Origin of the sequence: Coleofasciculus sp. G1-WW12-02 (assembly GCF_040219735.1) — a bacterium.
In the GTDB taxonomy this organism is placed as follows: domain Bacteria; phylum Cyanobacteriota; class Cyanobacteriia; order Cyanobacteriales; family Coleofasciculaceae; genus Coleofasciculus.
In genome coordinates, this window is sequence record NZ_JAVJRX010000014.1 from 1 (window position 1) to 23,801 (window position 23,801).

Sequence of the window (23,801 nt, forward strand, 5' to 3'; positions counted from 1 at the left end):
TGGGAAACAACAGAAACACCGTCGGGTGAAGACTTAGATGACTTATTTGCACAAGAAGAGGCAGAATTAGCTAACAGCGCCGAGGTAGAGGATTTAGATGCAGATTGGTTAATCGATGAGTCTCAACAGATACAGCAACCAGAAACAGGGGAAACCGCCGCCGATATATTTGGGGATTGGGAAACCCCAGAAACATCGCCTAGCGAAAACTTAGAGGAACTTTTTAGTCTGGACGAAGCGACTGTTGACGATGATTTTTCATTAGCAACTCTGGCAGAAACCGAATGGGATCTGGATTCACCCAGAGAAAGCGCCGACGAGTTTGCGGAATTAGAAGCCATTCTGAACGTGGAGATGCCAGCCGCAACATTGACCAGCGAAAGCGGCTATGAGTTTGCAGAATTAGAAGCCATGCTGAACGGGGAGACGTCAGCCGCAACATTGACCAGCAAAAGCGGCGATGAGTTTCCGGAATTAGAAGCCATGCTGAGTGATACTCCCTCACATACAGATTTGTTTGAGGATTTAGAAGTATTCTTAGGCGAGGAGGAATCAACTCAAGACAATCAATCGTCTGTCGCTAAAACTCGCCCATCTCAACAGGAAGATGAGCTAGATAAAGAGTTAGAACTCATGCTGCAGGAGGCTCTTCAGGAAACTGATAAATCCACGGTAGGTTCAGCCACAACAAATACAGGTTCGCGACAAAGCGCCTCTTTGCCAAGTCGGCGCACGCCTCGGACATTTGAGCAGACAATGCGAGTGCCGGTTAAGCATCTCGACAGTCTAAATAACTTGGTGGGAGAACTGGTGGTGAGCCGTAATAGCTTAGAACAAGATCAAGAGCGTCTGCGGCAATTCTTGGATAATTTACAGCATCAAGTCTCGGCGTTAAGTGATGTCGGGGCGCGGATGCGGGATTTGTATGAGCGCTCGCTTCTGGAGAGTTCTCTTTTAGCCAGTAGTCAACAGCGCTCTCGCTCTGTGTTCGGGTCAGAGACTTCTGCATCTGCATCCACGAGTTCCGAGTCAGGGGAGGACTATCACCCGTTGGAAATGGATCGCTTTACCGGCTTCCATTTACTCTCCCAAGAGATGATCGAGTTAATCGTGCAAGTGCGGGAGTCGGCGTCAGACGTGGAATTTTTGGTGGATGAAACCGATCAGGTGGCTCGCAACTTGCGACAGGTGACAACTCAACTCCAAGAAGGACTGACGCGATCGCGCATGGTGCCTTTTGCGAATGCGGCTGACCGTCTAACTCGTCCGGTGCGGGAAATTTCTCTCAAGTTAAAAAAGGAAGCCCAACTGCAAGTGGAAGGTCGAGAAACCTTGCTCGACAAAATGATCCTGGAACACCTTTATGATCCCTTAACCCACTTGGTCAATAATGCGATTACCCATGGCATTGAATCCCCAGAAGAACGGCAAGAGATGGGTAAACCAGCCGTGGGTCAAATTATCCTGCGAGCGTTCCACCAAGGAAACCAAACGGTGATTGCCATCTCCGACGATGGTACGGGTATTGACCCAGACCGGATTAAACGAAAGGCAATTGAGAAGAAACTGATCACCCCAGCCGAGGCGAGAGACCTAACCCCGACAGAGTTGTATGACTTTCTGTTCCACCCCGGTTTTAGTACCAAAGACGAAACCGATGAATTCGCGGGACGGGGTGTGGGGATGGATGTCGTCCGCACGAGTTTGAGCGAAATTCGGGGCGCAATCTACATTGATTCGACATTAGGAAAAGGCACAACGTTTACCATTCGTCTACCCTTAACCCTGAGTATTTGTAAAGCTCTATGTTGTCTTTCCGAGCGCGCTCGCATTGCCTTTCCTATGGATGGGGTGGAAGATATGTTTGATGTATCGCGCGATCGCTTCCACAAGGATGCCAACGGTCAAGTCGGTGTCTCCTGGCGGGACACGTTCCTGTCGGTACAACCTCTGAGCGAGTTGCTCTCCTACAACCGTTCCATTAGTCGGGGCAATGTTTATGGGGGTAAGCGAGAAGACGACCAAATCTCAATTGTCGTGCTACGCAGTTCTGGGACATTCATTGCGATTGAAGTGGATCAAGTCTTAGGCGAACAGGAAATCGTAATTAAACAACTCGAAGGTCCTGCGCCTAAACCCATTGGCATTGCTGGGGCGACAGTCTTAGGAGATGGTCGAATCATGCCCATTGCCGATGTGTTAGAACTGATTGATCTTGCCAGTGGACGCCTGCGGAAAGACAGCGTGACGATATGGTCAAGAGGGGACAGCGAAGGTGCAGGAATTGAGGAAGCCCCAGAAACTCGCCATGAGCCACTGGTTCTGATTGTGGATGACTCGATTACAGTCCGCGAACTCCTTTCGATGACCTTCTCCAAAGCTGGTTATCGGGTGGAACAATCCCGCGATGGTCAAGAAGCCTGGGATAAACTACGCTCAGGCTTACCCTGTGATATCGTATTCTGTGATATCGAAATGCCAAGAATGGACGGATTGGAACTGCTGTCTCGACTTCAGAAAGACGAGAATCTTAGCCAGTTACCCATTGCCATGCTTACCTCTCGTGGGGCGAAACGACATCGGCAAATGGCAGCACAGCTTGGCGCGAGTGGTTACTTTACCAAACCTTATCTGGAAGAAGTGCTACTTGATGCGGCTCAGCGGATGATTCAGGGTGAAGTGCTCTTTAGTGCTGAGGCTTGATGAATTTGTAGTCGTATGTCTGGAACAGGCTCCCCCAGCTTCCCCTACCGGACTTGATATAACTTGATATCATGCAGACCAAAAACTCTTCCTCAATCATCAATCACCAATCACCAATCCCAACTGTCCTGAAAGCCTGCGCGATCGCCTTCTGGCTTTGGGGGCTCTCTGGAAGTATGGCGGCTCAGGCGGAGGATGTAGACCTGAAAGTGGGTGTGGTGCAGCGTTTTGGCTCAGAACCCACCGATGAACTGATCCTAAAAGCCACACCTGGGGATCGCCTGAGTTTGCGGTTTTTGGCGGGAAATATGCAACCCAAAACCCTGGAAACCGATCAGGTGACGCTGGAAGTGGCGATGCAACCCCTATCCCAACCCCTTTTAGCTGAACATTTAGTCCTCAGCGATCACGCCACCTTTGAAACCGCAGAAGATGCGGCGAATCAATGGCGTTCACAGGGGATTCAGGTGGAAGTGGTGCAGCCGGAACGCTGGCAAGTTTGGGCGAAACGGGATGTCTATCAGACGCCCCTGCTGCGACGCCTATTGCTGCAAAGCCTTCAAGCTCAAGGAAACAACACAGTTAGACTAGAAAGTCAAGTCCTTCCCCAAGTGCCGCGAATTTCGTTTGTGGTAGATGGCTATCGGTATAGTCGTCAGTGGATAGAGATTGATTCGGAGAATGATTTAATCCAGGTAACTCGTGGTGAAGATAAGCGCAACCCGCGACTGTATGCAGGGAGTCTGAAAATCCAGCCTAATGCTTACGGGACTTACACCCTGGTTAATGACGTTCCCTTAGAAACCTATCTGCGCGGCGTTGTCCCTCATGAAATAGGACCAGGGGCGCCTTATGCTGCAGTAGAAGCGCAAACTATTATTGCCCGCACCTACGCCCTGCGGAATCTCCGTCGATTTACGGCGGACAATTACCAAATCTGTGCAGATACCCATTGTCAAGTCTATCGGGGACTCACAGGAACCGTTCCCACGGCTGACCGCGCGATCGCAAAAACCCAGGGGCTAGTCTTAACCTATGATAATGAGTTGGTAGACGCCTTATACTCCTCCACCTCTGGCGGTGTCACCGCGCCCTTTAGTGATTCGTGGAACGGATCAGAACGTCCTTACCTAAAAGCTGTGGTTGACTCGCCTAAACCGATTTGGGACTTATCTAATAAGCCTTTAGGGAATGAACAAAACCTCCGCGAATTCATTAATTTGAAAGAAGGGTTCAATGAAAGTGGCAGATCCCCCTTCCGGTGGCGGATAGAAAACTCCCTCGAACAAATTCAGGCAGATTTACAGCGCTATTTGAAAAAAATCAAACACCCGCTAGCGGAGTTTACCACCATACAACAGATGCAAGTTGTCAAGCGATCGCCAGCCGGACGCATCCTCAAGCTTAATGTGCAAACAGATAAGGGTGTGGTTGAACTCCATAAAAATGAAGTCCGTAGCGCCTTTTATCCACCTCGCAGTACCCTATTTTACCTTGAACCCATATACGGTGCTGATAAAACCCTCAAAGGCTATGCCTATGTCGGCGGTGGCTTTGGACATGGCGTTGGTTTGAGCCAATATGGTTCGTATAACTTAGCCAATCTTGGTTGGGCAGGGGAGAAAATTCTCACGTTTTACTATCCAGGAACCCAAGTTCAACCGTTAAATGATTCCATTGTTTTTTGGCAAGAACCAGGTAACAAGAAATAATATCATATCCGGTTGAATAATTACACGTTGGTACTGTTATCAGCGATAATTTCAATCCGGTGTTCCTCCTGTAAGCGATCGCGGACTAACAGATAGAGAGTTTTCACATAAATATTGTAAGGGCGAGTCGCTGCACAAATATGGCGGTGTAAGAATTAACCTGTCTCGACTCGCCCTTTTCTTGTATGTACGCGGGTCAGATAATTAGAGGTTGGGATTGTGGTGAAGATAGGGAACGGGGAATAGAGAACGGTAAACGGTTGTAGTGCGAGCGTCTCGCTCGCTATTTTATTAGGTTTTTAATTACCGATATCCTCTGGAGGGCGACCCGAGCCAATTAATGGCTGGGCGGTGTAAATTGTGTGGGCGGGTCGCCCCTACAATGTTTTCTGGTAATAGGCGATACTCAGCGGGGAGCGAACCCGAAACCCAACAGTTACCTATCTCGTCCTAGTTACCATGCCGGAATCCGGCAAAGCTTTGTTAGTCTAAAAATATATAACCTGCCATTCCTCTCATCTCACTAACCGCTCATGTCTAGCACCACTACCCCCCTCATCCAAACGCTAAACCCAGAACGCTGGGTTGGGTGGAGTATGGACTTTATCGGCGCAGGTTATACAGGTTTGTTGGTCAAAAATGGTAAACTTGTCCGCAAATTGAAACCGGGGCGTCATTTCAGCTTCGCCTTACCCCTTCTCGAACAATGTGAACTGGTTCTGGTTGATAGCAAGATTCGCCACCTAGAAATCGTCTCCCAAGGAGATTTCTTATCCCGCGATCAATATTTGATTAATATTTCCCTAAATGTCATGTACCAGGTGGTAGATGCGAGACGGGTAGCCCTGGAACTCTCAGATCCAATTGCAGCGCTGACGAGCGCAGTAAAAGATAGTTTAGGGGTAGCTGTAGGTCAATTGCGGATGGAACAATTAGTTAACCAGGGACGAGTACATATCCGACAATACCTACTTGACCATGCCGAGGTATCCTATTCCCTAGGCTTTGCCCTAGAAGACGTGCGAGTCAGTGATATTAACTTTCCGCAGACGAAGGGAATCATTCGTCAAGTGGAGGGAATGAGCGCCACACAGGAAGCCGAACACGAAGCCGCCTTACAAATGCAAATCGCACAAGCCAGTCGCCCCGTTATCCCCCCACCTCCCATACAGCACGTTAATATCATTACACCCCATACCCCCAACGCCAATCCTCCTGCTTTTGGCACTTCCCCTCAACCGAATTCTTTACCCAGCACTGGAGAAGCCACAGCCAATCTACCTGTAAGAGATAAACCCGTATTAGCGCCCACGATAATTTCCCAACCCTCTAGTGGAGTACAGGCGCGTCTAATCCACCACTCATCGGGTGCGACATTCAATTTATCAGCTAGCACCTGCACGATTGGACGAGAACCGAGTAATACGCTGGTTCTCGATGATGGGTTGAGTTCCCGCTATCATGCTCAGATTACTCAATCCAAAGATGCTCAAGGTCAAGTCCAGTACCAGTTAACGGATGTGGGTAGTTCTAATGGTACATTTATCAATGGACAACAGCTTACCCCCCATCAACCTTGCACCCTAACTCCGGGGAATATTATCCGCATTGGCAATCAAGAATGGACATTTAAAGCTGAGTAGATTCTTCGCTGTGCTTATCAAACGCTTGATAGACTAAAGCCATCACATCATTCAGTTGGTAATGTAAATTTTTTATACTCTTACTGAAAAATCGAGAAGTCGAAGCGATGTTTAAACGCCTGTGGTATGGAGAGGACTTGAATTAAAACACTAAGGTTTTATTTTTTCAATAGACTTAACTTGATAACAGGGGAAACTTTTTCCCTGTACTTAGTAACTCAGCAAACGCCTCAGCCGATAAGGGCGGACTAAACCAATATCCCTGGATTTCATCACACTGATGTCCTTTGAGAAAATTTAATTGACTTAGCGTCTCCACCCCTTCCGCCACAACCTTTAACTTGAGACTGCGAGCCATTTGTAAAATTGCCGTTGTAATCGCTTCATCGCGGCTATCTTCAGTCAGCTGACAGACAAAAGAACGGTCAATTTTTAACACATCAAAGGGGAATTTCTTCAATTGACTTAAGGCGGAATAGCCTGTACCAAAATCATCAATGGAGATCCGAATACCCAAGGATTTGAATCTCTGCAATGTCGCGATCGCGGCTTCTGGATTTTGCACTAATGTACTTTCGGTGAGTTCTAACTCTAAATAATGAGGATTCAATCTAGTTTCATGGAGGACATCCACGACGAAGTCGGCTAAATTGGACTGATTAAACTGACGGGGCGATAAATTAACGGCAATCCGTAAGGGATATATTTCCTGATCTTGCCAGATTCGCGCTTGCTGACAAGCTTGTCTGAGTATCCATTCGCCCAATGGCACAATTAACCCGGTTTTTTCCGCTAAGGGAATAAACTCAACAGGCGGAATAATCCCGCGTTGAGGATGATTCCAGCGCACCAAGGCTTCCGCCCCTTCAATCTGTCCCGTGAGCAGATTCACTTTCGGTTGATAATAAAGCTGAAACTCCTGCCGTTCTAAGGCTTGACGCATTTGGATTTCTAGCTCAAAGGCTTCTTGAGATTTTGCTCCAATTGAGGCAATGTAAAATTGGTAGCGGCGATTTCCCGATTGTTTGGCTTCCTCTCTTGCCACACTGGCATGTCTAATCAGGGTGTCGAGTTCTCGACCATCACGCCCTAAGATCGCAATACCGATGTAGGCAGACAGGAAGATTTTATGAGAGTTTACCTGAAACGGTAAATCAAATTCTTTTAATAGGGCTTCGACAATTTGAATACTCTCTGGTTTAAGATAACTTCGACTCAAGAGAATAATAATATGGTCACTATCGATTTGGGCAATAGCATCCTGTACTCCCAACAGACGGCGTAGGCGTTCGACAACGGCTTGAAGCAATTGATCGCCGATGGCAAGTCCTAAGGTATTGTTCAGTTGGTTAAGTTGTTCGATCTCCAAAGACAACAGAAAAATCTGAAGTTTACCCTGATTCCCCTGAGTCTCTAGCTGATCAAAACGTTTCTGTAATAACTGACGATTGGGCAGATTGGGATTGATCACAGACTGCTGTTGGCGTAACTTCACCTTTTGCAGCCGCGCCGCGACTGCACCGAGGATTTGGACGCGAGTAAAGGGCTTAGTGACGTAATCATCAGCTCCCAAAGTCATACCCTGACGAATATCCGCCCGTTCTGTTTTTGCGGTTAGGAAGATAAAGGGAATCGCAGCCGTTGGTGGATACTGTTGCAGGATCTGGAGCACACCATAACCATCCAGCCCCGGCATGAGGATATCGCAAATAATCAAATCGGGCTGTTTGGTTTGAGCCAATTCCACACCTGTGTTACCGTTATCTGCACCAAGCGTCTCGAACCCCTCAGCGTTCAGGAGTCTGAGTAGATTCCGGCGAATGGCTTTCTCATCTTCAATTACTAAAATCGTCGTCATGACTATAGCTCGCTGGATATCTCGCCCAATGGGAGCAAGTCGGAAAACGAGGCGAGTATTATCGCTTTCCTGTTGAACAAGTTAGCAATTTTGGGCTAGAACCCAATCCTAATAAAATGTTGGGCTTATGGAAGTCAGGAAAAATTATGACTTAGATTTCTATTGTGCTTATGTATAGTATTCTAAAATTAAATAGTTAAAACCCCTACAAATTCACTAAGTTTTGCCGATATCTTTTTCTCTAACAAGAGAAAAATATTTAGTTTGGATTGATGATTGTTGAAGACTCAATACGTGGATATTTGCTGCCGTTTTAGTTTAAAATCCCCCACTCCTCGGTTCTCCTGTTCCCTATTGCCTATTCCCGGTTCGCGGTTCCCTGAATCCTGATTTTGCTCCCGCGATCGCCTATCAACGGTAACCGAACCGTAAACGTCGTACCGACGCCAACTTCACTGGTTACGGTAATTTGACCCTGATGAAGATCAACACATTGTTTGACAATGGCTAACCCCAATCCTGTCCCCGCGATCGCGCCTACATTTTTCCCCCGATAGAAAAAATCAAACAGGTGGGGTATATCCTCTAACGGGATACCAATCCCCTGATCCTGAATCTCAAAGCAAGCATTCTCTCCCTCACAGGCTAGATTGAATCGAATCGTACCGCCCACAGGAGAGTATTTAATCGCATTGGATAGTAAGTTAGACAGTATTTGTCGCAGTAGTTTTTCATCCATCATCGCGGGTAAACAAGTCACCTGACTCACAAAGGCGAGGGTATAGGTTTGATTCTCATCGTCGGTTAAGTGTTTGATAGTTAAACCCTGCTGAATCTGAGTCACTAACCGTTGACAAAAGTCATGGAGTTCCACAGGGGTGGGAGTAAAGGGTAGTTGTGCCACATCAGCCATACCGACGAACTGCATATTTTCCAAAAGTTGCAGCATCTGTTGCACCGTTTCCTGAATCAGATGCAACTGTTCCACTTGTTCAGCTTTTGTCCATTGGTAATGTTCCAACAATTCAGCCGTAGACAGAATCGTTGTCAGGGGTGTGCGGAATTCATGAGAGGTGATAGATAGAACCTGAGATTTTAAGTGTCCCCGTTGTTTTTCTTTGGCTAAAGCATGAAGAATTTCGGCTTCGGCTTGCTTACGTTTGTCCATTTCCGAGTTTAGTCGCGCAAACGCCTGATTGAGTTCAGTAAGGATTTGCGGGAAGTTCTGAGGGTGTTCAGGGAGACTCTGTTGTGACTGTGGTTGTGACGCTGATGTTGAAGACGGCGTATGAGTGAGAACCTGTTCAATACCTATCACAATCAAGGTTTCAGGGGAAATGTCCAGGTGAGTTGCCATTTGTTGCAACTTTACCCAATGGTCATCAGTAATGGTAATCGCGATCGTTTGCATCTCAGGTTAGAGATTGAGATGCTACCAGTTTAGCTTTGAGGATTGGGGAAATGGGAATTGGGGAACAGGTAATTGGGGAACAGGTAATTGAGGGTTGGGGATTGGGGAACAGGTAATTGGCGGTTGGGGATTGGGCTCTCGCATTCGCGTTGAAATGTTGGCAGAAAACCGATCAATCTGGGCGCGAATGCGAGAGCCCCTACGAATGTACCCTGTTCCCTGTTCCCTAACGAATGACGATCTCCACCGTAGATTCAAGGGCTCTCGATAAGCAATAATACTTAAAACGCGCTAAAATAGCGGTAAAGTCAGTGGGACTCTCCGGGTAGAGCAAGAAGAGACAACCCTAATCAAAAATGCTCAACGATAGAAACCTTGTACTACATTATAATGGCGATTCGGATCACGTCAAATTGAAAATTATGACGTGAGGCACCTCGCCTATTTAGCTGATAGGCTTCCCTGTCACATCATAAAGGCAGATAAACGTCCAGGAGAAACTCAAATGATGATGAAGGCTCAAGACATCATGACCACAGATGTGGTGACCATTCGCGGTTCAGCGACTGTAGCTGACGCCGTGGATTTGATGAACGATATGGGTCTGCGGGCTTTAATTGTAGATCGCCGCCATGACCAAGATGCTTATGGCATTCTGACGGAAACTGATATTGTTTATAAAGTTATTGCCTATGGCAAAGATCCCAAAAAAGTGCGGGTTTATGAAATAATGAATAAGCCCTGCATTGTGGTCAATCCTAACCTCGGCGTGGAATACGTGGCGCGATTATTTGCCAATACCGGTATTCGCCGCGCTCCGGTGATCAAGGATAAACTGCTGGGCATTATCTCTATTACCGATATTCTGACCAAAGGAGACTTCCTCGAAAAACCCAAGAGTGTAGTCCTTGAAGACGAAATCCGCAAAGCTGTAGAAGAAGCACGAGCAGTCTGCGCCCAAAAAGGTCCAACTTCTAAAGAATGTGCCGCCGCCTGGGATATTGTGGAAGAACTGCAAGCTGAAGCTGCACACCAACGGGCAGAAAAGCTCTCTAAAACAGCGTTTGAGGAATACTGCGAAGAGTATCCTGAAGCCATGGAATCTCGAATTTATGAGAGTTAATCTGACTTGAGATTTTACCGGGCTACCCGGAAAAGAAAACTAAATCCGCTCGTGATATCCTCCACCACCCTAATCTTTGATGGGGTGGTGGCTTTTTTGGCAATTCGTGCTTACTTGAATAGAGGTAGTACTTTTTTGGGCAGAACTGGGCTAGGATAATTTTGCTGTTGGATAATTAAACAACTGTTGCGAGCCAATTGGGTAAGGAGAATCGGGCAGAATGAAAAAAAGAGTTAAGTCATCTTTGATTGTCGCTGTAATAGCCACAAGTTTAATTCCTAGTCCAGGTAGGACTGAGAATATAAGTAACGACTCAACGCCCGATGCTCGCCAAATCAGTCAGTTATTTTATCCACCACCCAGCGAGGAACCGACGTTTCGGGTTATTGGCAAAGGTCGAGCCAGTCAACCAGCCGATAGCGCCAGTCTCCTATTCAAATTTGCCAGAAACTATTCTTCGCCGCCAGAGGGGGTATTATCTCAGTTTGAAACACAAGAGGTAATCACACTAGAGATGCTGCAACCAATCCTGGATGCTCTCAAAGCGATTGGCGTCTCTGATCAGGCGATTGACTTAGAAATCATTGAACCAAGCGCCAGCTTTTTGCCCTTTCCCTTTCCCTCCACAGCCACAGAGGGAGGAGCGCAACTCGTGGTAACGGTGGAAAATCCCAGCCGCGATCGCTTAGAGGAGATTGTCAATACCGCAACGGATGCAGCCAACCCCATTGAAGAGATTCTTATCAGTACAGTTAACGTAGAATATTCAGTGAATAACTGTCAAGCCCTAGAGCAAGCTGCTTATCAATCAGCCATCCAGGATGCCCAAAACCGAGCCAACAGCATTGCGGCGGCGACGGGAACTCGACTCAGACTGGTGCCATCGGTAGCAGAACCATTCTATGGCGTTTTTTTACCGGGATGTTACTCAGAGGGGAATTTACCATTTGGCAATACCATCTCATCTCCTTACGATCCCGATGATCCTGTAGAAGTTAGGGTAAATAAGGATATCTTTGTCACCTATACAGGGCGCTAGAGCTTTAAGCTGTCATGCATTTAAAATGGGTATTAGTGGCGAGAAAGATGCTCAATGTAGTGAGCAAGATGCTCACACTACGACAACGATTTCGCAATTGTTGACATTAAGGTTTAAATGCTGAACAGCTAATCACTCTTATCTTTACAGTAAACGAGACAGTAGCAAATAAATCAGGCGAAATAAAGCCGTTACCGCGATCGCGCCGACTGCGGCAAACACTCCAACCACGATGAGGGCTGGGATTGACTTACCAGCGAGTAATGCGAGGATGGACGATAAAATTAAGCTAATTCCGCCAATAATAGGCAAGTCTTTGCCTTCAATAATCCGGCGGTATTGGAGATAGATTAAACCACCCACCATCATCCCCACCAATCCCCCACTAATCCCTGATACCCATCCCCCATTAATCCCTAAGATCTTCAAGATACTTCCCAGGACACTCAAAAATAACGCCCCTTCAAAGCCAGTAAACCCTGCCCCGATTAACGTTTCTGATAGGGTAAAAGGGCTTTTTTGTCGCTGAATCGCAGGTGTCGGCTGAACCACAGGTGGTGGCTGAGTAGCTGGTTGTGGTTTGGGAGTGGGTGGTGGAGACGGTGATGCAGGGGGAGTTCGATGGGGTTGAAGGGCGTCCATCACCTCTATAGCCGATTGAAAACGTTGATTGGGTATACGCACAAGCATACGGTTTAAGACTTCTGCTAGAGTATCGCTAACCTGGGTATAGGGTCTCCAGTTCCAGGAGTTATTGTAGGAATCATATAGCTCCTCAGGCTCTTTTCCCGTGAGCAATATCATCAACGTTACCGCCAACGCATATAAATCCGTTGAAGGATAAACTTGCGCCCCTGACATCTGTTCCGGGGGGGCAAATCCCATTGAATAAATGCCAGTCGATTTACCAGAAGGGGTTCCTGCTGCGCCTTTGGTTACTTGTTTAACCGCCCCAAAATCCAACAGGTACAAGCGTCCATTCCGGTGGCGCATGATATTAGAGGGTTTAATATCCCGATGGATTGAACCATTCTCATGGACAAACTGGAGTACCTTCAGCATTGCTTGTAACACATCTAGGACTTCAGGTTCAGAGAATGTTCCTTTGGTTTGCAGTTCTTTCTCCAAGTCTTGTCCATCAATATATTCCTGGACTAGGTAGAAAAACTGGTCTTCTTTACCTGATTGGTGCAGGTTACTAACACTTAAGGGAAAAAAGGCATAAAGATTGGGAATTTGGGGATGATCATTACCCAGTTGTTCTAAGACTTCCGCTTCCCGTTCAAATAAACCTTGGGCAATGGTAAGTTGTTGGGGGCTTAAGTCGCCAGACGGCTGGAACTGCTTCACTACACAATAGCGCATCGTTGGCGTATAGCGATCGCGTGCCAGAAATGCGGTACCAAAGCCGCCCTGACCGAGTAACTTGGTGGGAAGATAGCGACCCACCAAAATCAGGGGCATCCCACAAGAGGTACAATACTTCTGCTGTGCCGTTTGCAGTGTCACCTTGTCATCGAGATCGGCAAAAAAGTTTTGGGGACGAGGACAGGTGGGACGAGTGCAGTGAATTTCCATGTTTCCCAAAGCGTTGGCAGTGACATACTCCTACACCAACCTGGATACAGGTGGTTGTGCTAGGCTTCGCAACCAATCCGGCTATTGCTTAGGAGGCGTTGCGCTTTAAGAACCGGATGCCCCTCGGCTCTATTTCTGATATTAATAGCTGCATTATGATCACGGTCAAGGCTACACCCACAATAGGGGCAGTCTGGAGTGCGAATATGCAGCTTTTTAGGCACTTCCTCTCCACAACTGGAGCAATCCTGTGAAGTGTTATGGGCGCTTACTGGAATAACCAACTTCCCAGCATTTACGGCTTTGTTTGTCAGTATCGACAGGAAGCTTGACCACCCAGCATCCAGCACAGATTTAGCCAATCGGGTACGAGCTAGACCTTTGACGTTCAAGTTTTCGTGTGCAATTACGTCATATTTTGATAACAGCCAATTCGCTGTTTTGAAGTGAAAATCCTTGCGTTTGTCAGCAACTTTCTTGTGCTGTTTTCCGAGTTGTTTGATAGCTTTAAGTCTGCCATTACTCCCTTTTTTTGTGCGTGATACTCGCTTTTGAATTACCCGTAGACGTTTTTGTGCCTTGCGGTAGTGCTGAGGAATAGCAACCGTTTCGCCCTCAGCAGTCGTCAGAAATTCCTTTAAGCCAACGTCAATTCCAGTAATTTTATTTGGGTTAAAATCTGGTTTAATTTCTGGGACTGTCTTGTCTTCCAGTGAAAGCGTCAAATAGAACCCGTCAGCCTTTTTGGTAACAGATGCGGTCTTGATTTTGAAGCCGTCAGGAATAGGGCGATGCAGAATCACCTTAACTTTCCCGAACATTGGCAAGTTAATCAAGCGGTGCTCTGAGCTTGCCGAAGAGTTGCCTTGCAAGCACCCTTCCTTCATCTGAGGATAGGTGAAAGTGCGATAACGGTTACAAGCCTTAAACCGAGGTCTAGCACTTCGTTTACCGTTGCTATCCCCCTTAAGAAAACGGTCGAACGTTACCTTAACTCGCTTGACGACATCTTGAAGAACTTGAGAGTATATTTCACCGTACCAAGGATGTGTTTTTTTAAGCTGAGGTAACGTTTTCTTTTGCGAGTAATAGTCAGGATTATCCCGCAACTCTGGCAAATGACAAACAAGAGGGCAAGCATTGACAGGAGAACGATTGCACTCGTACCAGTTAAACCTATCAGCCAACAAATAGTTGTATTGGTTGCGGAGCATTGACAGCCATCTGTCTAGTTCTGCGGCTTGGTGTTTTGTTGGACGTAATCGGTACTGGTAGGCAGTTCTCACTTGCTGGTTAATTGGTGTTACTGTATTAGTATACACCAATTTAAATACTTAGTTAAAGAAGTACATTGAGGGTCAAGACGCACCAGATTGATTGGTTGCTTGGTGTCCCTACAGCAAAGAGCCTATCCATCCCAACACCAAGCGGAGTAACGCTTTATTTGTGGGGCTTCCGGCGAATAAAGCTAACAATTGTATCTTCCTCTTTGTTGAGGTTCTCTCTGAAAGGGCGGGTTTTGTTGAAATGTTATCGGTGATATCCTTTTTTGAGTGGCTCGCGTCCGCCCCTACCCAAGATTCAATGTAATACCCTATTTTAAATAATATGTCAGAAACTGGTAACGAAAAAGATCATACTCTTTTGAACCAATGGCGTCAAAAAATCGACATCGCCAATCGTAACAATATTTTTTGTCACTGTCGTCGTTGTGGTGATGAATGGGTGGACTCATCGTTAAATAGCGTCTGTAATCGCTGCGGTAGCCAAGATCTTGAACGGATTTCCTGCTGGCAGTTTCCAGACGATTGAATGAGAGAGTGCGATCGCGCGTTTTATGGGTTGCATTCCATTTGTCCAAAAACACTTCACCTGAGTAAAAAAATAAATATAACTAAATAAAATCTAATCTTTACCTCTTGGATGAAAAAAGATAAAGACAACAGAAAAACGAGGAATGGTCAAAACTCAAAACTTATTTCCCTTCTGAGGGCGATAACAGAGTCTGAACAGTTAAAACCTGTGGTGGTGTTGCATCAGCCGGATAGATAAAGTCAACCTCGACCAAACGGCGATCGCTTGGTGGCATTTTCAGCGTCAGCAATGGTTCCCCAGCTTGACCCCGCCGTTGCACTAGATGAACTGAACGGGTGCGGACTAACCCTCGGTCATCGGTATAGCGCAGTTGTACTGTACCTCGGAAGAAAACCTGGGAATCAGGAGGATTCAAGAAGTGCAATTCGTCGGCGTTTTCCTCCGGTTTAAGTGGGGTTTGAATTGCCAAGGTTACGGTTTGTGAAGTATCCGTCCGGTTGACCAAAGGCAAAGTGAGGTGATACTGCACCCCATAATTTCCATGGGCGCGATAAGCTGTATCCGGATAACGAACCTTTAAGGGTGCACTCTGAACCTGATCCGTGCCTAAGGTGACAAAAGGTACAGTACTCAGGGGATAGGAAAACCCTTGACCGGGTTGGGGAATACTCAGATCCGACTCACCCGGACTATCTACCACCTGAGTACGCCATTGAGAACCCACAGCCACACCCGCAACCCGACCATAGACAATCTTACCGTTGGTTTGGTCTGGCGGTGTTGGGATGCGATCGCGTGGTCCTGCTAAATTACCTTTAAATAATAAATACCGCCATTCGTCGAGAGTAGGCGGACGATAGGGAAGTCCAGATTCTCCTTGAGGTTTCCCATCCGCTTTGTCATCAGAATTCAAGGGTGCATACATGGCTAAACTTGCCATATAAACGGGTCGATTCGTTCGCAGACGCATCAACGTAGACCGGGAATTGCCTAAAGCGATGGGTAAATTAAATAACATTTCGCTCTGTTGCGGCGCAATAATAATTTGAGAGGGAAATGATGATTGATGCACGCCACGCAGGATATCGGTAGCCACCCGTGAACCGGGACCCGAATAGACCAAGCCAAAGGGATTGTCCAGATAGGGCGGTAAATCGACAAAAGGAGCATCCGGATTGGTCACATAACTTACCGCTTGCAAAATATCCAGCGTTATAGGTTGACTTCCAGCATTGTGAACCAGAACCCCTTGGTACATGGGTCGCCATTCCTCTGGCGTATTCGAGCGGGCGATATGATGAGCAAATATATCAAAGCGTCCAGAAAGAGGCAAATTTAAATGAGCGCCAGGACTAGCTTTTCCATAGGGTGGAAAGGTTGACAGTAAAATCCCCTCGGTTTGGATCACTTCTGGGCTATTGCTATTAAATACCGGCACCTGATCCAGTTGTCCTGGTAACGGTCGTATTTGTTGGGGTTGTACCACCAATTCCTGGGTGGGAGGAGGAGTTGGGGTTACCGGGGGGACAGGGATAACTTGAGCCAGCGAAAAATTGGCGAATAAAAGCAGCATCAACGAAGGGGTTTTCCAACCTCACACACACAACAACAGTTTTTAGTTTCAGCGTTTCACTCCCGTCATCAGCAATAAACTGGCAACAATGGCTGAGTGATTAGGTATAGACCGATACTCGAACTGCCGATTTATTATCCTACCGCTTGTTATGGCTTATTTGACATTCGCCATTTGTCCAACATCCGTTACCCCCAACGTTTCCACCGTCAAAACCTGCGGCGGCGTTGCATCTGGCGGATACAAAAAATCAAATTGCACCAATCTCTGACTCGATGGTGGCATAGACAGGGTCACTAACGGTTCCCCTTTTTGTCCCCGTCGCTGAACTAAATGCCAATACCCTGTCCGAGGTAATCCCGCATCATCGTTATAGCGCAGTCGCACCGTTCCTCGGAAAAAGACTTGGGGCGCGGGTGGTTCCAGAAAGCGTAATCCCTGCTGAATTTGCTCTTGTTTCAGAGGCGTTTGTAGGGATATGGTAACTGTTTTTGTCTCCTGAGTTGGATTCACTAAGGGTAAGGTTAAACTATATTGCACTCCGTAGTTTCCATGGGCAAAATAGGCAGTATCGGGATACCGTACCAGCATCCGCGCACTCTGACTTTGACCTGTACTTAAACGTCCACCGGGTAAAGTACTCAGTCCATAAGAAAAGGCGTCTCCCGGTTCAGGAATGGTTAAAACCTGGGATGTGGGACTATCGGTTAACTGAGTTTGCCACTGTGATCCTTGAGCCACACCTGCAACCCGACCATAGATAATATTACCCGTTGTCGAGTCAGGTGGAGTAGGAGCGCGATCGCGAGGTCCTGCTAATTCCCCTGTATCCAATAGCTGCTGCCATTCTACCAGGGTGGGGGCGCGTTCATTTCCCGCCTCATCAGTGGGTGCATAACGGGCGAGACTCGCCAGATATACCTGTCCATCACTGCGTAACCGCATTAACGTGGAACGACCATTAATTGGCGGTTCCAATGGTTTCACGGGAATTGGTAAATTGAGTAACATACGGCTTTCTTGAGGCGGAATTACCAATTGAGGCGGAAACTGGGCTTGGCGATATCCTCTCAAGATATCACTCATTACCCGACTACCAGGACCTGCATACACTGTACTTTGAGGATTCTCAACTTGAGAGGGTAACTGGATAAACGGTGCATCGGGTTGACTCAAATAACTAGCCGCTTGCAAAATATCAACCGTGACCGATTCTGTACCAGGATTATGTACAAGTATTCCCTGATAAAGCGTCCGTAAATCATCAGGTGTTGGCGCTTTAGCAATATGATGGGCAAAGATATCAAAGCGTCTGTGAAAGGGAAAGTTTAAGTGGGCGCTGGGAGTCGCTTTGTTGTTCCCAGGAAATGTAGAGAGTAATATCCCCTCAGTTTGAACGAGTTCCGGACTATTGCTATTGAAAACGGGAATCTGATCCAGTTGTCCCGGTAACGGACGCACTTGTTGCGGTTGTACAATCTCCACTTGAGGTGGGGGTGTAGGGGTAGCTTGGGCGAGGGGGAAAATGGGTAAAAACGCGAACATGAACAGATAAAGGTTTTTAGGAAATAGGGAACGGGTAGCAAAGAAAATAAGTATACTGTATTACTTTGATAACCGCCATGGAACAGACTAGAGGGTTTTGCGATCGCAAATACAGATCCATGCTTCAGGACTGTGCAAAAGTCGCTAATAGATGCATGTAGGGGCGACCCGCTGCATAAATGAACAATTCCAATCCGCTCAATTTGCTCGGGTCGCCCTTCCTAAAACCTTGACAAAAGTGTTTATTGGAAGTATAAATTTATAGCAAAATTTCGCTTTCATTATTTAGGCTGTTTGTATACAATGAGACAGGTTTCACTATTATCTAAGATTTATAGGTTATCTCTCTAGTTAATGAAAAATTCCATGCAAGCCAGACCATTTTTAAAGTGGGCAGGAGGGAAAAGCCAACTTATTAAAGAAATTGACATAAATTTGCCTGAGGAGTTGGCTCAGGGAAAAATTAATCGATATATTGAACCCTTTGTCGGTGGTGGGGCGGTATTTCTCTATATTGCTCAGTTGGACAAAGTTGAAGAGTTTTTTATTTGGGATATTAATCCTGAACTTGTCCTGGCATATAAGACGATCCAGGAAAACGTAGAAGACTTGATTGAACTTCTCTTAAAGCTTCAAGACAAATATTTATCTTTCGATGTCGAGGAACGAAAGCAGTATTTTTATCAAATCCGCTCTCAATTCAACCAACAACGTCAACAAATAGACTTCCAGACCTACCACCCAGACTGGGTTGAGAGAACCGCTCACCTTATTTTTCTCAACCGCACCTGTTTTAATGGATTGTTCCGAGTTAATTCCAAAGGAGAATTTAATGTTCCAATCGGTCGCTATAAGAATCCCAAAATTTGTCATGCAAACAACCTAAAAGCTGTGGCGCAAATTCTGCAAAACACTCAGATTCATTATGGAGATTTTACTGACTCTGAAGCATTTGTTAATAATCGCTCTTTAGTTTATTTCGATCCTCCTTACAGACCTTTAAGCAAAACTGCTAATTTTACATCCTACTCTAAAGAAACTTTTGATGATTCGTCACAATTAAGATTACGAGATTTTTTTCGAGTGCTAGATCAAAAGGGAGCCAAGTTAATATTGAGTAACTCTGATCCAAAAAATGAAGACTTAACAGATAATTTTTTTGATGCTGCTTATGCAGGATATCAGATTAAGCGAGTCAAGGCAAAACGGACGATTAACAGCAATGCGAACCAGCGAGGACAGATTAATGAATTGTTGATTATGAACTACTGAGGTTCTGCAATAAATACTGCCAAAGGGGGTAAAAAACACACCCACGCTTGCGCTCGATCGAGCAACCAAAACCTAACACCTAATACCTAACACCTATCCCCACCACAATACTTATTCAGCAAACACTATGTAACTTTATTTCCGGCTAACTCAGTAATTACCTGTTCTAATCCAGCAACAACTCGCGCTAATCGTTCATAGTCTACTTTATCAGGTGTATCTTCGTCAGTATGATAGTAGGGATAGCGAAAAGGCGCTGTATCCGTAACCATTACACCAGGATACCCCTGCTGCCAAAATGCCCACTGATCTGACCAACCCACACCGGGAATTAAATTAGGTAACGTCGCACCCTCAGAGGGGAACTTTGCATGGCGGCGGAAGGATTCAACGACGTTTTGAACAAGTTTTATTGACCCTAAATTGCCGACAAAACCAATAAAATTTCCTTGTAAGGGATAAATCCGGTCTAAGGGAAACGGATAGCGCTGAGAACCAATCTTATCGGAATAATAACCCATCGTTTCCAAACTCAGCATCGCCGCAATATTCTCCTTGCGATCGCGGCATCGTTTAGCATAGACTAGACTCCCCATATTATCTGTCTGGAAAAAGGGCGGTTCCTCATTCACAAACTCTACAAAACGCAGAGTCCTAGTTGGCTTTTTCCCCGCAAATAAACGCGCCAGTTCTAAAGTTGCGGCTGCGCCTGTACCGTTATCATTCGCCGCCGGACTGGTATAGACTGAATCGTAGTGACCCCCAACGACAATGATTTCATCGGGTTTTTCAGTACCAATAATTTCGACTTCTACATTGTAGTAAGTTTGATTGTCTATTTCGTATCCCTGTCGCTTGACTGTATACCCAGCTTGTGATAATTCTTTCTCTAAAAAATCAGTCGCCGCGATTAAACCGTCATAGTACAAATAGTTGCGCCGTCCAATTTCACCCGCCAGTTTTTCCACATCTTGTTGAAGAGCGTTTTGCAAGGCGATTTCGTTTTGAGTCAGAGGTGGGAGTTCACCCTGATAACTTTCTCCAGGCATTCGGATCATCAGAAACCACGCGCCAACGATGACAAGTAAAAGGATGATACTCAGTATAGCGAGTCGGACGGCTCCGGAGCGATTTAGGAGGGGAATTTTCCACCACGGTTTGCTCGATAGGTCATTTGTCATTTGTCAGGGAACTCTTAACAGGGAATACAACATAATTTAGACAGGGCGGGTTTAGTGACATCTGGGTGAAAACCTTCCCGTTAATGGTGAAACCCGCCCCTACACATAGACGGGTCATGGCGCGTCTGTACATGGCTCCCCCGGCTCTTTGTTCTAAGAAACCACCTCATCAGTGTTATTCGACCTGGGAGGTAACGTGCAACAATTAATATCATTCAAACAAACCTTACCCCACTGCAACGCCCAACGCACCAGTGCGACTCGATTATCAGTATGGGTCTTCTGCAGAATATTACTAATATGATTATCGACAGTACGCTTACTGATTTCCAGATCTTGGGCAATCTCCTGATTGGTTAAACCACCGGCGACCAGTTCTACAATCTGTAATTCGCGGTCTGAGAGAGAAACTGACTTATCCGACTTGCCACCAGCCATAGGTATTTTGCCCTTGGTACATTTACTTATGCCTTTTTAATTCTAACGAACTCTGGGATACCTACACGCCATAAATCATCATGGTTTGAGAGATTTTTTTTAACGAGGGGTAAAGCCTCTGGTAGTCTGAGGGAAAGGTTGAGGTATATATTGCCGTGACTAATCCCCGTGTTCTGTGCCTCGGTGAAATTTTATTTGATCGCCTAGCCAATCAGGTGGGGCGACCCCTAGAACAAGTCGAATCCTGGACGCCTTACCCTGGGGGAGCGCCAGCGAATGTGGCTTGTGCGTTAGTTAAGTTGGGTACCCCTGCGGGTTTTATCGGATCTGTGGGAGTCGATGAGCCAGGAAACCAGCTTATCCGATTATTAGAGGATGTGGGTGTGGATAGTAGTGGTGTTCAGCGTCATCCCACTGCACCAACCCGACAGGTTTACGTGCTGCGAAAAGAAACAGGCGATCGCGAATTTGCTGGATTTGGTGATTTCGACACATCCCAATTTGCCGACGCCTTCCTTGATGCTTCTAAGTTACCCGAATCCTTATTTGAGGGGGCTGATTATTTAGTTTTGGGTACCCTAGAGTTAGCCTATCCCAAAACCCGACAAGCGATTTACAAAGCCCTCGATCTTGCCGATCGCTATGATGTCAAAGTATTGGTGGATATTAATTGGCGTCCCATGTTTTGGTCAGATCCTACTCAAGCAAAACCACTGATTGAGGAATTTGTCAAGCAGATCGATTTTCTCAAAATAGCCAAAGAAGAAGCGGAGTTATTCTTTGATACCTCAGATGCGGGGGCGATTACCCATCGTCTAGATTCAGTGGAAGGAGTTTTGGTCACTAATGGGGAGCAAGATATAACCTACTGTCTCGGTGAACAGGAAAGCACATTCTCACCTTTTACCATGAATGTGCAAGACACCACAGGGGCAGGTGATGGTTTTGTCGCGGGCTTTGTTCACCAACTTTGTCAAAACGGATTAAAATGTCTAGCGACGCCAGAGTCAGCACGAGATGTCGTCAAATACGCCAGTACGGTTGGGGGACTGACGAGTCTAAAACCTGGTGCGATCGCGGCTCAACCAACTGCAGCCGAGGTGGAAGCGTTTTTGCAGGATAAGGATTAATCTACTTATTGTAGGAAGGGGATAGAACTACAGAGGCACAGAGAACACAGAGGAATCTTTGTGTCTTCTGTGTGGGTTTATGTCTTATGTCTGTTTAGGTTCCTGAGCGCTCCCGATGATTCAACTGATTTTCCTGCGATCGCTTCTTGCGTTCGGCGTATTCATTAAAGTTCACGACTTGAGAATCAGAGGTGGGTATATCATCGTTAGGGTTGGGTCTAGAAACCTCTGATGGAATAGTTTGATTGATCGTCGTAAAGTGCTGAATCGGAGGAGCTTCAACTTTATGATACGTGACCCCACGAAATCGATAGGTTTGGACTACTGGTGGCTGAGGTTGTCGTGGCTGAGAATAACGGATAGATTGACCCCTATGATATTGGGTGACAACGTTATCCGGCTTGGAGTTACTCCCTTGGATCACCATTGTCAACTTTCCGTTAACCATAGTTATTATTTTCCGTTTTAATAACTCTTTCAATGTGTCCCAATTTTCCTGGGGATGCTCTCTCAGCCAAGAGTCCACAGCTTTCAGCGCAGGGACAGGAGGCAGATTAAATTGCATCAAAAGAATAGCAAAAACTTTTCCTTCAGTTGTCATTTTTTTAGGGGGTGAGAAAGCAAGTAGTTGGGAAAGCAGATACAGCTTGGAGGAGTGATCTAGGTTCTGGACAAAAAAACCTTGATGCTAATTCTCCATTTTGTTAAGAAAGTTATCTATAATTGTCTTCGGGATCAAGATGCTACTGCCTCAGCCATTTCTTTTAACTTTTTTCAGCCATTTGGTGTATTGACAAGATTGGTCATTTGTCCTTTGTCATTCGTCATTGGTCATTTGTTTGCTCCCCTGCTCCAAAAATTAAAATCGCTCAATTCCTTGTCAGTAGAGACGTAGCATGCTACGTCTCTACATTTTCCTATTGCCTATTGCCTATTCCCTCCCCGCGTAGCGCTATAACTGATGTTTCGGCGATCGCTTCTTGTGTTCTGCTGATTCATGTTGAGGATCAGACATGGGTATATTCATTACAGGGATAATCTCCTGAAGGAAAAGTTGTCAATAGCTTTTTCTTGAAGATTACGTGAAGATTAAGGACTAGGTTAGTAAAGATTCTGTAAAGATGATGCTTCAATGCAAATTTATGTTAAAAAAACTATATGCCACGTATGCGAGAAGCGAGGTTGGGGTGAAAAATGCTATTGGGAAAAACCGATAATGATGACAATACCGTAATTGTTCCCTTCAATGTTCTTACACCTAACCTAGAAGTATCAGCAGCACAAGTCACTGATGGTGATGGGAATCCAGTAACATCGGTAGCAGCAGATGAAACGGTTACTCTGTCTTGGACAGTATTTCATAGTAGCACCACGGCAACGGCAGGAGCAGATTGGTGGGATAGAGTTTATATTTCCCAAGATACAACCCTTGACAGTTCGGATATTCGGTTGGTGAACTATTTGATCAACTCCCATACACCGTTAGTGGCGGGAAATAATTATACAGTTACCAGTAACCCGATTATTCCAGAAATCCCGACAGGGGATTACTTCTTCCTGTTTAAGGCTGATGGCAGTGAGAATCAACAAGAAGCCGATGAAACGGATAATATTACGGCGATTCCGATTCAGATTGATGCACCGAATTTAGAAGTATCAGCAGCACAAGTCACTGATGCTAATGGGAATCCAGTAACATCGGTAGCCGTAGATGAAACGGTTACTCTGTCTTGGACAGTATTTAATAGTAGCACCACGGCAACGGCAGGAGCAGATTGGT

19 protein-coding genes are annotated in these 23,801 nt (G+C 46.1%); 9 read left to right on the forward strand and 10 right to left on the reverse strand.

Annotation, left to right across the window (positions count from 1 at the left end):
• The 3 genes from RID09_RS02155 to RID09_RS02165 form a co-directional block, all read left to right on the forward strand.
• Positions 1-2,703, forward strand: a 2,703-nt coding sequence (locus RID09_RS02155; RefSeq protein ID WP_446334309.1) for a hybrid sensor histidine kinase/response regulator, incomplete at its 5' end; no start/stop codon positions are given.
• Positions 2,704-2,774: 71 nt separating this feature from the next.
• Positions 2,775-4,415: a SpoIID/LytB domain-containing protein gene (locus RID09_RS02160; protein WP_446334310.1), complete on the forward strand. Its 1,641-nt coding sequence runs from the start codon at positions 2,775-2,777 to the stop codon at positions 4,413-4,415.
• Positions 4,416-4,948: 533 nt separating this feature from the next.
• Positions 4,949-6,058, forward strand: coding sequence for an FHA domain-containing protein (locus tag RID09_RS02165; RefSeq protein WP_446334311.1), 1,110 nt, complete (start codon positions 4,949-4,951; stop codon positions 6,056-6,058).
• 175 nt (positions 6,059-6,233) lie between these two features.
• Here RID09_RS02165 and RID09_RS02170 read toward each other — a convergent pair whose 3' ends face one another.
• The 3 genes from RID09_RS02170 to RID09_RS02180 form a co-directional block, all read right to left on the reverse strand.
• A complete protein-coding gene (locus RID09_RS02170; RefSeq protein WP_446334312.1) occupies positions 6,234-7,916 on the reverse strand; it encodes an EAL domain-containing response regulator in 1,683 nt (560 codons plus the stop codon).
• Positions 7,917-8,274: 358 nt separating this feature from the next.
• On the reverse strand, positions 8,275-9,327 hold the full coding sequence (locus RID09_RS02175) for a sensor histidine kinase (RefSeq protein ID WP_446334313.1): 1,053 nt from the start codon (positions 9,325-9,327) through the stop codon (positions 8,275-8,277).
• A gap of 21 nt (positions 9,328-9,348) precedes the next feature.
• Positions 9,349-9,471, reverse strand: a complete 123-nt coding sequence (locus RID09_RS02180) for a hypothetical protein (RefSeq protein WP_446334314.1) — start codon at positions 9,469-9,471, stop codon at positions 9,349-9,351.
• A 361-nt stretch (positions 9,472-9,832) separates the two neighbouring features.
• On the opposite strand from RID09_RS02180, the gene RID09_RS02185 reads away from it, so the two are divergent.
• Complete coding sequence (locus RID09_RS02185; protein WP_446334315.1) at positions 9,833-10,450, forward strand: CP12 domain-containing protein; 618 nt, start codon at positions 9,833-9,835, stop codon at positions 10,448-10,450.
• 220 nt (positions 10,451-10,670) lie between these two features.
• Positions 10,671-11,489 carry an SIMPL domain-containing protein gene (locus RID09_RS02190; RefSeq protein WP_446334316.1) on the forward strand — a complete coding sequence of 273 codons (819 nt, stop codon included), beginning with the start codon at positions 10,671-10,673 and terminating at the stop codon, positions 11,487-11,489.
• Between the two features lie 144 nt (positions 11,490-11,633).
• Here RID09_RS02190 and RID09_RS02195 read toward each other — a convergent pair whose 3' ends face one another.
• Together RID09_RS02195 and RID09_RS02200 are read right to left on the reverse strand one after the other, a co-directional pair.
• Positions 11,634-13,067 (reverse strand): protein kinase domain-containing protein, encoded by a 1,434-nt coding sequence (locus RID09_RS02195; RefSeq protein WP_446334317.1) that lies wholly within the window; start codon positions 13,065-13,067, stop codon positions 11,634-11,636.
• Positions 13,068-13,126: 59 nt separating this feature from the next.
• Complete coding sequence (locus RID09_RS02200) at positions 13,127-14,353, reverse strand: RNA-guided endonuclease InsQ/TnpB family protein (RefSeq protein ID WP_446334327.1); 1,227 nt, start codon at positions 14,351-14,353, stop codon at positions 13,127-13,129.
• 322 nt (positions 14,354-14,675) lie between these two features.
• Between RID09_RS02200 and RID09_RS02205 the strand changes: the two genes are divergently transcribed.
• Positions 14,676-14,879 (forward strand): hypothetical protein, encoded by a 204-nt coding sequence (locus RID09_RS02205; RefSeq protein WP_446334318.1) that lies wholly within the window; start codon positions 14,676-14,678, stop codon positions 14,877-14,879.
• Positions 14,880-15,042: 163 nt separating this feature from the next.
• Here RID09_RS02205 and RID09_RS02210 read toward each other — a convergent pair whose 3' ends face one another.
• The gene (locus RID09_RS02210; RefSeq protein WP_446334319.1) at positions 15,043-16,455 is read right to left on the reverse strand and encodes a DUF3370 domain-containing protein; all 1,413 of its coding nucleotides are present in this window, start codon (positions 16,453-16,455) and stop codon (positions 15,043-15,045) included.
• Positions 16,456-16,611: 156 nt separating this feature from the next.
• The gene (locus RID09_RS02215) at positions 16,612-18,000 is read right to left on the reverse strand and encodes a DUF3370 domain-containing protein (protein WP_446334320.1); all 1,389 of its coding nucleotides are present in this window, start codon (positions 17,998-18,000) and stop codon (positions 16,612-16,614) included.
• Between the two features lie 354 nt (positions 18,001-18,354).
• Here RID09_RS02215 and RID09_RS02220 point away from each other — a divergent pair, with 354 nt between their 5' ends.
• Positions 18,355-19,272 carry a DNA adenine methylase gene (locus RID09_RS02220; RefSeq protein ID WP_446334321.1) on the forward strand — a complete coding sequence of 306 codons (918 nt, stop codon included), beginning with the start codon at positions 18,355-18,357 and terminating at the stop codon, positions 19,270-19,272.
• Between the two features lie 125 nt (positions 19,273-19,397).
• Here RID09_RS02220 and RID09_RS02225 read toward each other — a convergent pair whose 3' ends face one another.
• Positions 19,398-20,453, reverse strand: coding sequence for a M28 family peptidase (locus tag RID09_RS02225; RefSeq protein WP_446334322.1), 1,056 nt, complete (start codon positions 20,451-20,453; stop codon positions 19,398-19,400).
• Between the two features lie 153 nt (positions 20,454-20,606).
• Positions 20,607-20,891 carry a photosynthetic electron transport-dependent transcriptional regulator PedR gene (gene pedR / locus RID09_RS02230; RefSeq protein ID WP_446334323.1) on the reverse strand — a complete coding sequence of 95 codons (285 nt, stop codon included), beginning with the start codon at positions 20,889-20,891 and terminating at the stop codon, positions 20,607-20,609.
• 155 nt (positions 20,892-21,046) lie between these two features.
• Between pedR and RID09_RS02235 the strand changes: the two genes are divergently transcribed.
• Positions 21,047-22,021 carry a carbohydrate kinase family protein gene (locus RID09_RS02235; protein ID WP_446334324.1) on the forward strand — a complete coding sequence of 325 codons (975 nt, stop codon included), beginning with the start codon at positions 21,047-21,049 and terminating at the stop codon, positions 22,019-22,021.
• A 94-nt stretch (positions 22,022-22,115) separates the two neighbouring features.
• Here the strand turns inward: RID09_RS02235 and RID09_RS02240 are convergent, their stop codons facing one another.
• On the reverse strand, positions 22,116-22,622 hold the full coding sequence (locus RID09_RS02240) for a hypothetical protein (RefSeq protein ID WP_446334325.1): 507 nt from the start codon (positions 22,620-22,622) through the stop codon (positions 22,116-22,118).
• 593 nt (positions 22,623-23,215) lie between these two features.
• On the opposite strand from RID09_RS02240, the gene RID09_RS02245 reads away from it, so the two are divergent.
• On the forward strand, positions 23,216-23,801 hold a 586-nt coding region (locus RID09_RS02245; protein WP_446334326.1), incomplete at its 3' end, for a hypothetical protein.